Source organism: Paenibacillus gallinarum (assembly GCF_014836635.1).
Lineage (GTDB): Bacteria > Bacillota > Bacilli > Paenibacillales > Paenibacillaceae > Paenibacillus > Paenibacillus gallinarum.
Genome location: NZ_JACSQL010000005.1, coordinates 88,377 through 103,701, shown reverse-complemented (window position 1 = coordinate 103,701; position 15,325 = coordinate 88,377). Strand labels below are relative to the sequence as shown.

Below are 15,325 nucleotides of genomic sequence, written 5' to 3'. Positions count from 1 at the left end.
TTTGCTAGAAAACAGGGATAGTAATTCAAGAATCTAGGGAGTATAATGCATGGAGTTAGTTTTGATAAATTGGGGGTCGAATGAGCACATGTTAATGTTCTATATCTTGGGATTTATCGTAGCTCTTGGACTAGCGGTTCTACTTACTCCGCTTGTAAAGAAGTTTGCGATAAAGGTGGGAGCCGTTGACGTGCCTGATGCACGTAAGGTCCACACCAAGATTATGCCAAGACTTGGCGGTCTCGGGATATTTCTTGCTTTTATGGTCACATTGCTGGCATTACTTCCGTTTGTTTCGGAGTACTTTACTGCTCGAGATAACCGCTTCATCTATGCTTTCATCATTGGAGGAACAATGATTGCCCTCATTGGTGCTATGGATGATAAATTTCAGTTATCGGCCAAAGTTAAATTTTTAGCTCAGATTATTACGGCGTGTGTAGTGGTATTTGCCTTTGATATTCGAATAGATTTTGTTAATATTCCATTTGTTGATGCATATTCATCACTAGAACTCTGGATTTCAATTCCAGTAACAATCTTCTGGATTGTGGGCGTAACAAATGCGATTAACCTGATTGATGGACTGGATGGTCTTGCAGCAGGCGTATCTGCGATTGCCATCGGTACGATTGCGGTGATGTCCTTCATTATGGGGAATATCGTGACGGCTATGGTCTGCATGGTTCTTTTGGGCAGCATCATTGGATTCTTATTCTTTAACTTTCACCCTGCGAAAATCTTCATGGGAGATACAGGATCGCTGTTCCTCGGATTCAGTCTTGCCATGTTATCTCTACTTGGATTTAAGCAGATTGCAGTGGTAACCTTGATTACACCGCTGATTATTATCGCGGTTCCACTCTCGGATACACTGTTTGCCATCATTCGTCGTTTCCTTAATAAGAAACCGATCTTTGCACCGGATAAAGGTCACTTGCATCATCGCTTGCGTGATCTTGGGTTCAGTCATCGTCAAACCGTACTGATTATTTACGGAATTGCTGCATTTTTCGGAGTGCTGGCTGTCATCCAGTCTGCTGCAGCGATTCATGAGGCCAACTGGGTAACCTTTGTGGTGATCTGTGTAATGATGTTCTTCCTGCAGATTGGGGCAGAAGTCATTGGTCTGATTGATAAGACAAAACGTCCGGTTCTTAACTTCTTTCACAAGCTTCGAATGAAAGCGGCAGAGGCAAAAACAAAGTCATAATAGATACTCATGTTATACTATGAAACTGCTATTATCTTATTTTTCAATCTTTCATAAACCTTATTCTCTTTTACGGGAATAAGGTTTTTTTATGTTCTTGGGTTCATATTTCTACATAGCTGTCCGATATAGAAGGTAATTAAAAATAAAGGAGCGATTTTATGCAGCGCATCAAACGGCCGATGGTATGGCTGCTGTTAGTCTCGTTAGTTATCTCTATGTTTCCACCAGGTTTGGTAAGTAAGGCGGAGGCAGCAGTGTTACCAACCTACTTCTTCCCAGATGATCCAACACTGAAAGGAACTCATGGTAAGGGACTTGGTACAAGTGATTCGGATTTACTCAAAGTTAGCGATGCACTTCAAGTAACAGAGTCTAACTTTGAAATTAAAGGTTCATACCTAAGAATTGTAGGTTCAACGATGCGTGTTGATGTACAAGGGATGAAACAAGAAAAAGAAAACTCGGGATGGATGGATGTAGCCAATCAGGTGACTACAGGTACAATCCAACGTGACTCAGAGTCACCGGACAACAAGTTCATCGCCAATGTACAGTTATATACAGGGATGAATAAGATCACCTTTAGCGGTATACAAGGTGACAATTCCGGGGTAACGGGAAGTAATTCGAAGTATGAAAGTTTCTATGTGTATTTTAAACCAACAACGTATATCAAAAATGTGAATATACTGACGGGTTATAATTCAATAACCCTTAATGAGGGAGCAACTGTAGTTGTACCCAATAAGACAATAACGGTAGAAGGTAAAGTAGCAAACGCAACAAAAGTACAGTTCACTCTAAATAATAGTTCGAATTTGCCGTCTACACTCTTACAAGATGGTACATTCTACTCTGCGGAGATGAATCTTAAGTCAGGATTAAATAACTTGGTTATTAAAGTGACAGATGGTACCAGTACAGTTAATATGCCGTATCAGTTGTATTATTATGAAGCGGGTAACAGTATTACTTCTGCTCATCTAGACGACGGATCTGGTAATAACCGAATTGATTTGTTAGGTGATGATCCAACTTGGACACTAGACTCTACTTCAGGGAAGCTTTATTTGCAATTTTTGCTGGAGGATGTGAATGGAACAACGTTTAGAGATAATGGGTCACTTGCAATTACAATCGATGGTCAGACTAAAGATATTAATCTTAATAGTGACGTTACCTTCTTAAATATGAACGAAGACGGGAGTATCGGGTCTAATCCTGGTACAGAGGAAGTATTCCAGGGAACAGCGGGTGTCGTACCAAGTTATCGAATGATTACTCTGGTCGTTAATCAGTTTAGTTTTTCCAAGAGTGATCAAGTTCAGTTTGATGTAGATGTAAAATATCCTAAAGATTCCGCTTCCAGTTCAACATCAAGCCGAACACTAAAGTTTACTTATGCGAAAGGCCAAATTAATATCAACAACCTTCAGTTGCTTCCTTCAAGTTTTAACCCTGAAGAGAATTTGGTAAAAGAGAAAGAGTTTTTAGCAAGCGCTGTTGAAGGGGCAAAAACTTTAAATAATTCAGAGGTTAGTGGCAGCTCTTTTTACATTCTAGTTGAGACGAAAAATGATATTAAGACAGCGACATTAGCAGCAAACTACATCCCGACAGGAAAAGTTAACGTTAGTTATGTAGGAGAAGTGACTGATAAGTATCAATATATCTATAAAGTTAGTGAATTTAAGAGCGGAGCTCAAAATGTGAGTTTTAGCTATGGCTCGAATAGTAAAAATGTACAAGTCAAAATCAATTCTGTGTCTAAAATAGGAATCCATGTTAGCAGCCATACGAACGGACAGATCGTATCTGTTAACGCAAAAGATACTGATAAAATAGAAGTTTACCTTAAGGGTCAATACATGAATTTCCCTATAGTGGATGGAAAAATCGATGGAAGTTTATATGTTAATGGTGTTCTGGTAAAATCACCAGATAAAAATTGGGTTTCCATAACAGATGGGCAGTTCTCAATTCCTTTATCAATGCAGGATAGCAGCAGCACTGATTCCAATTTAGCTAAGGTACTTGTTTATGGTGAAAACCGTATCGTACTCAAAGGTAATGGTGATACGTATATTACTGAGCTAATTATCTATATCATAGATGAAAATCAACCGAATATTAAGAATTTCATTCCTGCAAAGGTCGGAAATACAAAATTCCCAGCAGAACCAACAGAAGTGGAAAGTTTCTTCGATGCTTCTCCTGAGTTTGACTACCAAGGAGATAATACGTATAAAACGGTAGCTAAACAGTATAACCTGATATTTCGAGGAAGTGGTGCTTCTAAGTTTGAATTATTAGAAGGAACCAAACAGATTATTGCTCCGACTACAATAGCATCAACGGATAATAAACCGAAATCTTTCACATACAATGGTCAGTCATATACCTATGAGATCTATGGCAATGAGGAAGATTTTGTTATACGAGTTCAAGGGTTTAATGTAACCAATCCCGGAACTTATAGCTACAATTTAAACGTGTATAAAAATACAGGTTCTTATAGTTCAGAGAATTTAACTATTATTAGTGAAGTGAAGCCTTATGATATTTATGCTCCAAAACCGACAGTAGATGGTAAGTATGTAGTAAACAAAAACTTTATTCATTTTGATATATATGCTCCAGGCGCTACCTCGGTGGTTATAGATAAAGAACCCGCTGTATTAAACCCTGAGTTAGGGGAAAGCCGTTATTTACTGGATTATGTAGGATTGAAACAGGATAAGAACAATAGTATAAAAGTAGTAATTTCTACTGGTGGAACAAGTTATACTGAGACGATCAATATTTATTATGCTGGTGCGGTAGGTGTCGATTCACAGTACATGCCAGCTAAAATCTCAAATAAGTACAGTGTGTTTAATAAATCCTTAGAACTCTCCTTTCCAAAAGGGAGCATCTTAAAATCAGAAACAGATTTAGGGATTACTAAATTTTATCCTGAAACAAAAATCTTATTTGGTATTGCTAACCCGGAGAATGGGATTGTAGAACGAAGAAATGACTATGGTCAGATCGTTAAACTCCCAGGTCCAAGTAATGATACAAACTCTTCAAGCTATCCGGCTATCAATGTAACTAGTGAAGATCTTTTGAATTTCCAATCAACAGATAAGTCTAGAAATTTTTCGCTGATTTCTAATGTCTACTGGATTAGTGGAGGGTTAGGAGAAGTTGAAGGGGCAACTATTCAGTCGACGAATGGAATTACGCCTTATTCTGTAGCTGGAATGTTCAATAACATTAAAAATGAGCGCAAAATTACACCTAGCTTAAGAGGTAGTCTTACACTAAGTTATGATTCCAGTGTAGTAGATGAGGTTGGATCGACCATTGCGGTATATCGTTATATACCTATTACTCAAGAAGAGAAAAGCCTGACGGGTGATTCAAGACCTAAGTGGGAACGAATTGGTGGAGTCGTAGATACTAAGAAACATACAGTTACAGTGCCATTTGATCAATTTGGTTACTACAAAGTAATGAAGCTCAGCAAAAGCTATTCAGACATTACGAATCACTCATGGGCTCGGAATATCTTGAATGCAATGTATGCCAAGGGATACATGGAAAATCTAACGTTTGAACAGTTTGGAGCCCAGGATCAAACTACTCGAGGAGAATTTGCAACTTTGCTTGTCAAAGGATTGAATCTGCCTTTAAATTATTCGGGTAAACTGACTTTTGTTGATGTATATTTAAATTCTTCAACTGCAGTGTGGGATTATAAATATATTGAGACAGCAGCAAGAGCCGGAATCATTACAGGGGTAAGTGACGGGATATTCTCTCCAAACTCTCCTCTTACTAGAGAACAGGCAGCGATGATGATTGCGAGAGCCACAAATTTAAAATTAGCTGCAAATGACACAAAACTGGCTGAGACTCTCGCCAAGTCGTTTATCGATTCAGGCCGAATTGATAATTATGCTAGACCTGCAGTTTTAGCTGTATCTAAAGCTAAAATTATGGTGGGTGCACCAACAACAATAAGCGGTCAATCTAAAGTACAGTATATGTTTAATCCAGATGCGAACCTTACTCGTGCAGAAGCAGCGAAAATTGCAGTGGAGCTTCTGAAAAAATATGCGAAAGTATTCCCTACTAACTTAAGTTAGTAATTCTAGAAAGCCAGATAATGCTGTTGTTACATGCATTATCTGGCTTTTCCAATGCTAGGCTTAAAGAATAGATTTTGTAATTTAATAGATTATAAGATACAATAACGGAAAATACACATTTTTCTAAAGGGTGAATTAATATAATGAAACCGATTTATTCAAAGGCACAACTTGGCTACATGAAAACGAAGACACAATTTGAAAAACAAGCTGCTATTCTAGAAATGGAAATTGAGAAAACCAAGAAAACTAGAGAAATCACGCAAGAAGTTATGGAAGATCTTGTTATGAAGACAGGTTTCCACGATGCATATAATAATTTGGTTGCTTCCGAGAATGAACTTATTGATTGGTCCCATGTAACGATTAAGCACGAAAAAACATACAAAGAGAATAAGGAGCCCATCGAACAAATGTATGCGAACCTAAATACAGATCCTCAGATGCGAGCTCGTATTATTGATTTGGCAATGAAGATTAAGTAATAAGAAACGAAGAAGATACCCACGAGGTGTCTTCTTTTTTTGTTCTGTTTTTTGAGAAAAGAAGAGACTTTTAAGAAAGTTTGTTTCGCATTGTACAAACTTGAAAATTATGGTTATATATCTTGTGAATCTAAACATGCTCTAAACCTTTGTTAAGAGTCGTATATATTCAAATATAAAGGTTGGTTTCCACTATTTTAAAAATAAAGAAAAAATTTTTGTGTAACTCGCAACTTTTTTGAAACTAATGCGTTTAGTATGTATAGCCAAAAACAAAGAGGAAGAAAATTAAAATTAATGGAGAAAATTGTCTGTTAATTAGAAAAATTCCCTTTACGGCTTAATTACCACAATGTATAATACGAAAGGTAAGATTAGGTAACTACTCTATTTTTATTTATACTTGGCTTAATTTACAAGTTTCTGTGAAATTTCACAGACATCATTTTATATGGAATACTTGCTCTAACTCTGGGAAGGGGGTGTAACAAATATGAGTAACACGAGCAACCCGATCACTAACAACAGCAATTATAAAAATAAAAAAACTAATCATGTGATGATTTCAGGAGGAGAAAAAAAGTTTATGAAGAAAATTTTATCCGTGGCTTTGTCTACAGCAATGGCATTCTCAATGTTTGCATCTGTAGCATTCGGTCAAGCAGGTCTTACTGATGTAAATGCACAATACAGTTATTTGAAAGAAAAAGGTATTTTCTCTGGATTCCCAGACGGTCAAGCTCACCTTGACAGACAAATGACTCGCGCTGAGTTCGCGAAAGTAATCACGAAAACACTGGGTCTGAAAGAAATCAATGGCGTTTACTCTTTCAAAGACAAAAACTACGGTGCTAAACACTGGGCAGCTCCTTTCGTAGAAGCTGTATCCGCTGCGGGTATCATGGAAGGTAAAAACACAACTAAGAAAATCTTTGACCTTTCCGGTCCTGTAACAGTTCAAGAAATGGCAACTGTACTTGTACGTGCGCTTGATCTTGAAGTACCAACTGAAACTAACAACTCTGCAACTGCATGGGCTAAAGGTTATGTTCAAGCAGCAATCAACGCTGGTTTGGTAGATGCAAAAGCTAACTTCCAATCTAATGCTGATCGTGCTCTTCTTGTAGGCGCTGCATACGCAGTTGATCAAGAGCTTAGTGTTCAAGTTGAATCCTACAAAGTTATCGAAAATGGTAATGCTGTAGAATTTACAATGAATACGGGTGATGTTGCAACAGCAAAATTGGCTAAAGCACTCTTGCCTAACGTTGAAACTGAAGTTACATTCCCTTACCAAGGTAAAGAATATAAATATAAAGTAACTTATGTAGTAACTGCAGCTACTAAAGTACAAAGCGTTACTGCTAACAACCTGAAACAAGTAGTTGTTACATTTGATGGTGATTTGGATGAAGAGACAGCAGAAAACACTAAAAACTATTCCTTCTCCAAAACAATTGACACTGCTGAGCTTTCTGCAGATAAAAAATCCGTTGTTCTTACTCTGAAAGGTGAAAACTACTCAGATTCTAACAAATTGGATAACCAAAAAGCAGTGAAAATTAAAGTTGACGGTGTTAAAAACTCTGACAAATCCAAAACTATCTCTGAAGAGATTACATTTACTCCTGTAGATGTTACAATCCCTAAAGTAAATGAAGTTAAAGGTCTTGGAACAAAAGCATTCCAAGTTGAGTTCTCTGAGCCAGTTGATCGTGCAACTGCAATTTCTACTGTGAACTATAAAATTGATGGTAAATCTATTGCTGGATCTGTAGAATATACTTCTCCAACAACGGTAGTAGTTACTACTGAACTTGCAACAGGAGAACACAAATTAACTGTAAACAGTGTTAGAGATTTCGCTGGCTTTGTAGTAACTCCAGTCGAAAATGAATTCACTGTAGCAGTTGATACTGAAGCTCCAACGGTTGTTACTTCTAAATCCACGGACTTGACAAAAGTTGAAATTGAATTTAACGAGCCACTGAAATCAGTTGGTAAAGTATACAATGGTGTTTCTTCTAAAACAGGTCAAGTGACTCGTTCTGGAAATAAAATTACAGTAGAGTTCGCTAGAGAGAACGCTCTTTCTGTAAGTGAGAATACAATCGTAGTTGAAGGAGCTACTGATTACAGTGGTAACAGTGCTACTCGTGAAGTTAAAATCACACCTACTTTGGATACTATTCGTCCAGAAGTTGCTTCTTTGACTACAAGTGTTAAAGACAACGGTGAAGTTGCACTCAAAGTTAAATATAGTGAGTCCGTAAACTTTGCAACAAGCAAAGAAAACTACACTATTAAAGATAAAGACGGAAAAGTTGTCTCTGGTAACGGTTTGGATTCTGCTGGACATCCAGTAAGAGACATCGCATTGAACAGTGATAAAACAGAAGCTACTATTACATTGTCTAGTACGTTTAAAGAAGGAACTTATACATTAGCAGTTGCTGGTGTACAAGATAACGCTTATGTTCCAAACACAATTCTCCCTTATTCTGGTACTTTCGAAGTAGGTGATACAACTACTCCAGAACTGAAATCAGCATGGGTTGAAGAAGGTACTAAAAACACTGATGGAGCACGTGATGTGAGCTTCTATCTTACTTACAGCAAAGATATGGCTATTGAAGGTTCCGGTAGTGTGCTAGAAAAAACGAAATACAATGTTAAATGGACTGCTTCTTCTGATACTTACGAAGCACTTCCAACTGATACTACAGTTGACTTGATTACTTCTGATACAGTGAAAATCACTGTACCTAATACTAAAAAGGTAGTAGCGGATACAGGTTCTGCAATTCGTGTAACTCTTGTTGCTGATAAAGCAGGAAACTTTGCTTATAAAAACAATGGTTATGTTGGTTATGTAACTGCTAAGCCAAACTCTGCAGTTCAAGCTACTGAAGCTAATGCAGTTTCCAATAATAAAATAACTGTTAAATTCGATGCGAAATTGTCAAGCATTGATGCAAACGACTTTGCAATCAAAAATACTGTGACAGGCGACACTTATGCAGTATCTTATGATGGTGTAAATTCTGGTGCATACAACTTCGTATTGAGAGGCGATAAAGTGCTTCCGGCTGATGCTGCGAATTATGCATTTGTAGTTACAGCAGCTGAACCAAATTCAGCAACAGAATTCGGTGTTAAAGTTGCTTCTGGTCTTACTAAGAATTTAGCAGATAAAATTGCACCAGCAATCGTATCTGAAAACCCACTGAAAGTTACTGGATCAGGCACTACTTACACAGCTAGAGTAACATTTGATGAAGCAATTACTGCTGTATCAGGTACTAACGTTGTTAGTGCTGCTGTTACTGGTGTGACTGTAAGTAATGTTGAATACCGTGCTGATGGTAAAGATCTCGTTGTAACTTTCACTACTGACAAAGCATTGACAACTGACTCTGTTGTTACAGTTGAGTTGAACGCAAGCAATGCAGATTCTAAAGTAGTTAAAGATGGAAAAGGAAATGCAGCGAAATCATTCTCTAAATCTGTAGTTTTTAAATAATAATTAATTTTTCTAAAAACAGTGAAGACCTAAGAGGTCTTCACTGTTTTTTGTTTTTTCAAGAAACTTTTACTCCACTATATGCGTCTATATAGTAACTTCAAAATAAGGTAATAAATGGGGGTTACTGATTTGGATCGAAAGCACAACCAAAAAGTGTTACTATGGATTGCTTCTGCAGCTATTGTAATTGGACAAGGTACTCTAGTAAGTGCAAGTACGAATGAACTAGGAAAAGCGAAATATATCTCATCTGGTTCTTCATCTACTTTAATAGAGAAAAATCAGACTACTGGAAATGATTCGTATGAAAGTTCACCCAGTATAGTCTACTCATTAGAAGAAAATACAAGAAGCACAAATATCTTATATCCTTCCACTCTATTATTCACTGAGTCTAATTCTCATCCACAGTTATTGGGGAGTTCCTCAACTACTATTGCTAATTCCATAATAAAGACAGCATCTACGGGAAACAGCACATCAAAGAGTACGTCAGCCAATACCTCTGCAAAAGCAAAGTCCAGTTCCACCACAACAAAAACAAACAAAACCCTACATACTCTGTCTAACCTAAAATCAGTTAAATTAACCTCAAAAAGTGTAGTGAAATTAACCGACCTCAATGTACTCACACAAGAAGATGGTAAGACCATCTCGTATACCCTCACCTATCAGAACAATGACAGCAAGAATCTCATGCTCATCGACTATTGGACAAAGGTAAAAACAAAGGGCGGAACGCTATATTCTCCGAGCCTAATTACACGTGACAAGGACAAGAAGAGCGTAGCCGCAGGCTCTACTCTTGATGTAACGTATCTCGTAAAAGTAGGAAAGAGCGTGAACGTTAGCGATCTTTTGTTTCAAATCGTGAAGTGGGATTTCAGTAAGCCGAATTATGAGAGCAGCCTGGGACACTTCAATGTACCGGCATCCTATACACTATCTACACCTGTAAATAAGTCCAAATCCATTCGTTTGGGAGACACCCCTGTTAAAGTCAAAGTAACCAAACTAGCAGTACATCCGGTGAACGAATATAACTATGCAGAAGTGACGGTGGATCTGCATAATGTCGGTTATAAAATGCTAGAGAATCCAACGGCGAAATGGGTGCTGAGAACGGCTGGTGGAAGTAATTATCCGCTTATAGCTGAAACGGTAAGTACTGAAGCTGCGCCATTTAATATTCAGCCACAGGAGAACAAGACGATAAAGTTGCTCACAACCATTCCTAAAGCTGTAAAACTGACGGGAGCAGAGTTAGTACTCGTGGAGGAAGAAGGCGAGGCGAAGACGGTACTGCCTCTAGCCACATTAGAGCTGCCTAAAGCAAGTACAACGAAGATCGTTGCGACGGCTCCTTTTAAGGTAAGAGAAGTCGATGTAGATGGTCAAAAACTGCAAACGACGCTCGAAGGAGCAACAGTCAACCAAAGTTATGACAAAAACGATCTATCCATTCGATTTCATTTGAAAAATACAGCGAAACAGACGATCACTGTACCTAAGTATGAGTTTGTTTTACTAAGTGGAACGGGCAAATCTTATCCCATTACTACAAAGGCACTTGAGAATGTGACGCTGAAACCGGATGAAGAAAAGACGATTAAGCTGGATATCTCAGTTTCCTATGCTGTTGCCCAAGGTGCACTTAAACTGCAAATGAATGTACCTAAAGATCCGGAGAAAAAGGAACCTTCTTTCAGCTACCCAGCAGGGGTCTACATCTTACCTAGGCCGTCATCATTACAGAATACATTAGGATCGGAAACAACGGTGAAAAGCGATGATGGCACGTATGGAGTGACCTGGTCATCTATTCAGCGTTTGCCTTGGACAGACGGAGATCTTTTGTCTGCTAAGCTGACTGTGAAGAATACTTCTGTCAAAACGCTGCGCCTTCCTGAACTGCAGGGAGCCTTTACGGTGGATTCAGCAAAAGACATAACAAGTACGAAGCTGATAAAAAGCCAGGCTGCATCCTTGCTCGGTCCAGGTCAGTCGATCGACTTGTATCTATTAACAAAAGTACCGACATCCTTAGATATTGCTCAGCTACAAGTATCTTTAGAAGAGAAGGTAGGAGAAGAGTCTTTTGAATGGTTGAAGCTGACGAATATTGGGGCCATCCCTGACGTTCCAAAGATTGAAAAAAATAAAGAATTCACCCTTACTACACTTGGTAAAAAAGCGGAAGTAAAAACCAGAAAAACGGTAGTATACCCAGGTACAAGTACGGACCTTGTGTATACCGAGCTTGAAGTGACTAATTTAGAAAACCGCCAGACGGAGTTATCGCAGCTCAGCGGATATTATCAGTCTTCGAGCGGGCTTTATTTTAAAACAAACGTGAAACAGATTGAATATCCTGCAGGTCCGGAAGATAAGAGTATTGTGACCATGTGGGCGAAAATCCCGAAACGTGTCACCGTCTCAGATATGAGGCTAATTGTCGGTGAAGGTGTAACGGAAGATAAACTGACTTCCATCAAGGAAGAGCCTACGGGTTATGTGAATGCAGCATCACTCGAAATTGCACCAGAACAGCTCACTGCACTCACGAAGATTGAACAAGTGGAACTATACCCTTATCAGATCAAAACACACACATTTGATGCTTACTTATCTGGTGGCAGCAGTGTAGCGATTGAGTGGTATTATACGTTAACAGTAGATGATGCATACGATTTGCCGGAAAGTGAACATAAACTGGTCGTGGAAATTGCAGATGTGACCGGACGAGTGTTCACGAAGGAACTGGTACCTGCTACAGATCTCAAGCTTGGAACGAATCAGCTGCTTTCTTGGGCTATTGATGATCGGGTATTTGAAGATCGTAGAGGAGGAACCTATCAAATCTCGATCTATGATCTTTTCCAAGGAGAGAAGTACAAAATAGCAGGTCAATCGATGTACTATAATCCAAATCGAATTCCGGTGGATATGCCGACAAATGAGTAGTATAGCAAATAACAACTTTAGCTGTAGATAAAGATCTATATCATGATTATATTGATTTGGTAACTTTTTCTTGTCTACTAGCATGATACCCTCTATCATTAGAGTTATAGAAACAAGGTTTGAAAGATTTAAAGGAGGAACATCATGAAACGCATGTGGAAAATAGGTATGGCAACCATCGCCGTAGGCAGTGGCATATGGATTGGTTCGATCATGAATATCTCAGCTGAAGGTGCATCTGTTACGTCCCAGCCAGGTACAGCAGATGACCCTGTCGTTACGAAGAGTTATGTAGATCAAGCTATTAAAAATGCAGGACAAGGCAGCGGAGGAAGTACAAGCACGGCTCCTACAGAACCTTCTAAACCAAGTATAAGTACACCAAGTACTAATGCTGGAGATGAACTCAAGATCGTTGTTGTGAAACCAGGACAGCGTCTGATTGCCGGTGCAGGTACCGAGTTTATTGTACGTAGCGGTAAAGCTGTCATTTACTCCGCAGACAGCAACGGTGTGGCAGATTTAACTCAAGGTGTAGACCTTGGTAATGGAACAGCGATTACGAATAACCACTTATTATCCTTCCCTCGTGAAGGTCGTGGAATCGAAGTCGTGCAAGGGAACAAGTATAACCTGACCGTAATGGTTCGCGGATCTTATAAGCTCCAGTAGTAACAAGCAGGACTCATAAAAAGGATATTTTCTTCCTAATCATCATTAGTATGCGATGTTTCGCTTCATATTATATATGAAGCGAAACATTTTTTTTGTTTTCATAAAAGGTTCTTCCTCATTAGAAAAAAGACTCGTATTTTCCCCTTATATATAGGAAGCAATTTTTTTCGCAATGGCCAGATGTAAACCACTGTAGATTTATACTCCAAAGATCGATTCGCTTCATTTTCCCAAAAGTAACAATACTTCACCAGTCTATATTCATCCCAACTGCAGACACTATACCTGCAAGATCATAATGCAGGAGGTGCAATCATACTATGCCAAGAAATAATCGCAAGCTTGTACCGGAGAGCCGCCAGATGTTGGACCAGATGAAATATGAGATTGCCGCAGAGTTTGGCATCCAAGTTGGTGGATACACCGGAAAAGATCTGGATGCAGAATTCGGTGATGAGCTGGGCTCAATGAGTGGGAACCACACTTACTCCGGATGGGGACATCTAACTTCCCGCGAGAATGGCTCCATAGGTGGAGAAATGACAAAACGATTGGTTCGTTCTGCAGAGTTGCATGCAGCCGGACTTAGACTGTGAGGTGAATGAATAATGAGCAGATTAAATAAAATCACCAAGAAAGTTCAAAAATTCTTTAAAAAATTGTGGAAATAACTTGATTTCAGCATTGATTGACACCGATTGACAAATACGTTAATATGTCGTATGAGGATGTATTGCAACCTTTTCCGTTTCGGGAAAGGTTCATTTTTTGTATAGGATAAAAGTGATGGCTTATACCATACAAATCCATATACGTGGGAGGTTGAAACTACTATGTCTGTTAAAGGGCGCCACTTATTCACATCTGAGTCCGTAACTGAAGGACATCCAGATAAAATCTGTGACCAAATTTCCGACGCCGTTCTTGATGCGTTTCTTGAAGCTGATCCCAATGCACGTGTTGCGTGTGAAGTATCTGTAGCTACTGGACTCGTACTTGTCATCGGAGAAATCAGCTCCTCTGCTGATTATATCGACATTCCGTCGATTGTACGTAATACCATCAAAGAAATCGGTTATACTCGTGCAAAATATGGTTTCGACTATCAAACGTCTGCAGTACTAACATCTCTGAATGAGCAATCGAAAGATATCGCTCAAGGCGTTAACGCAGCACTTGAGAACCGTGATCCAGATCAAATGGATAAAGAGACTGAAAACATTGGTGCAGGGGATCAAGGACTCATGTTTGGTTTTGCAACCAACGAGACTGAAGAACTGATGCCGCTTCCGATTGCTTTGTCTCACCGTATTGCTCGTCGTTTGGCAGAAGTACGTAAGAATGGTACGCTTGAATACCTTCGTCCAGACGGTAAAACACAAGTTACCATTGAATATGATGGAGACAAGCCTGTTCGTGTTGATACGATCGTTGTATCCACACAGCATGCGGAAGAAATCACACTTGAGCAAATTCAAGCTGACATTAAAGAGAAGGTTATCCTTCCTGTAGTTCCAGCTAATCTGCTTGACGATGAAACCAAGTACTTCATCAACCCAACAGGTCGTTTCGTTATCGGTGGACCTCAAGGTGATGCAGGTCTTACAGGACGTAAAATTATTGTAGATACGTATGGCGGTTATGCTCGTCATGGCGGCGGTGCTTTCTCCGGTAAGGATCCTACAAAAGTGGACCGTTCTGCAGCTTATGCAGCACGTTATGTGGCTAAAAACCTCGTAGCTGCTGGACTTGCAGACAAAGTAGAAATTCAGCTTGCTTACGCAATTGGTGTAGCAAACCCAGTATCGATCAATGTCGATACATACGGCACGGGTAAAGTTAGTGAAGAGAAGCTTGTAGAACTCGTTCGCAATAACTTCGATCTTCGCCCAGCGGGCATCATTCGCATGTTGGACTTGCGTCGTCCGATTTACAAACAAACAGCTGCTTACGGACATTTTGGCCGTACAGATTTGGATGTACCTTGGGAACGCGTTGACAAAGTGGAAGCTTTGCAATCCCAAGCAGGCATCTAATATATTAGAACTTCATTTTATGAAGTTTCTACACATTAAACCTTCGATGATTGTTATCATCGAAGGTTTTTTTGATGTTCCGCTTTATTTTCCCCAGAAAGGCGCTGAATATCCTTCTTCTGGAGAAGCAGGATGCTGACAATGGGTAACTCGAAATAAGGAATCTTCAAAAAGAGCGTAACTTTTTCCATTTTTTACAGTCTATTAAGTAGAGGATAAAAATGTCTTCAGCTCCGTACTCTCCTTAAGAGTTTCGGGGCTGAATCTATTAGATACTGCAAAACAAG

The 15,325-nt window shown here is 39.1% G+C and carries 8 protein-coding genes; all 8 read left to right on the top strand.

Annotation, left to right across the window (positions count from 1 at the left end; all coding sequences use genetic code 11):
• Positions 1 to 88 precede the first annotated feature (88 nt).
• The 8 genes from H9647_RS12910 to metK all read left to right on the top strand — a co-directional run bounded on the left by H9647_RS12910 (position 89) and on the right by metK (position 15,038).
• Entirely contained in the window at positions 89 to 1,213 is a 1,125-nt protein-coding gene (locus H9647_RS12910) for a glycosyltransferase family 4 protein (RefSeq protein WP_160032807.1), read from the top strand.
• Between the two features lie 161 nt (positions 1,214 to 1,374).
• Complete coding sequence (locus tag H9647_RS12905) at positions 1,375 to 5,349, top strand: S-layer homology domain-containing protein (RefSeq protein ID WP_191800533.1); 3,975 nt, start codon at positions 1,375 to 1,377, stop codon at positions 5,347 to 5,349.
• A 146-nt stretch (positions 5,350 to 5,495) separates the two neighbouring features.
• Positions 5,496 to 5,837, top strand: coding sequence for a hypothetical protein (locus H9647_RS12900; RefSeq protein WP_160032731.1), 342 nt, complete (start codon positions 5,496 to 5,498; stop codon positions 5,835 to 5,837).
• Between the two features lie 493 nt (positions 5,838 to 6,330).
• The gene (locus H9647_RS12895) at positions 6,331 to 9,360 is read left to right on the top strand and encodes an S-layer homology domain-containing protein (RefSeq protein ID WP_191800531.1); all 3,030 of its coding nucleotides are present in this window, start codon (positions 6,331 to 6,333) and stop codon (positions 9,358 to 9,360) included.
• A gap of 132 nt (positions 9,361 to 9,492) precedes the next feature.
• On the top strand, positions 9,493 to 12,327 hold the full coding sequence (locus H9647_RS12890) for a hypothetical protein (RefSeq protein WP_191800529.1): 2,835 nt from the start codon (positions 9,493 to 9,495) through the stop codon (positions 12,325 to 12,327).
• 144 nt (positions 12,328 to 12,471) lie between these two features.
• The gene (locus H9647_RS12885; RefSeq protein WP_191800527.1) at positions 12,472 to 12,999 is read left to right on the top strand and encodes a hypothetical protein; all 528 of its coding nucleotides are present in this window, start codon (positions 12,472 to 12,474) and stop codon (positions 12,997 to 12,999) included.
• 323 nt (positions 13,000 to 13,322) lie between these two features.
• Positions 13,323 to 13,598, top strand: coding sequence for an alpha/beta-type small acid-soluble spore protein (locus H9647_RS12880; RefSeq protein WP_191800525.1), 276 nt, complete (start codon positions 13,323 to 13,325; stop codon positions 13,596 to 13,598).
• 237 nt (positions 13,599 to 13,835) lie between these two features.
• Positions 13,836 to 15,038 carry a methionine adenosyltransferase gene (metK, locus tag H9647_RS12875; RefSeq protein ID WP_191800522.1) on the top strand — a complete coding sequence of 401 codons (1,203 nt, stop codon included), beginning with the start codon at positions 13,836 to 13,838 and terminating at the stop codon, positions 15,036 to 15,038.
• Positions 15,039 to 15,325: the final 287 nt, after the last annotated feature.

Bases quoted from the DNA above. Each gene is read 5' to 3' on its own strand.
- H9647_RS12910 (WP_160032807.1), top strand. From the start codon at position 89: ATGTTAATGTTCTATATCTTGGGATTTATCGTAGCTCTTGGACTAGCG.
- H9647_RS12895 (WP_191800531.1), top strand. From the start codon at position 6,331: ATGAGTAACACGAGCAACCCGATCACTAACAACAGCAATTATAAAAAT.
- metK (WP_191800522.1), top strand. From the start codon at position 13,836: ATGTCTGTTAAAGGGCGCCACTTATTCACATCTGAGTCCGTAACTGAA.
- H9647_RS12880 (WP_191800525.1), top strand. From the start codon at position 13,323: ATGCCAAGAAATAATCGCAAGCTTGTACCGGAGAGCCGCCAGATGTTG.
- H9647_RS12905 (WP_191800533.1), top strand. From the start codon at position 1,375: ATGCAGCGCATCAAACGGCCGATGGTATGGCTGCTGTTAGTCTCGTTA.
- H9647_RS12900 (WP_160032731.1), top strand. From the start codon at position 5,496: ATGAAACCGATTTATTCAAAGGCACAACTTGGCTACATGAAAACGAAG.
- H9647_RS12885 (WP_191800527.1), top strand. From the start codon at position 12,472: ATGAAACGCATGTGGAAAATAGGTATGGCAACCATCGCCGTAGGCAGT.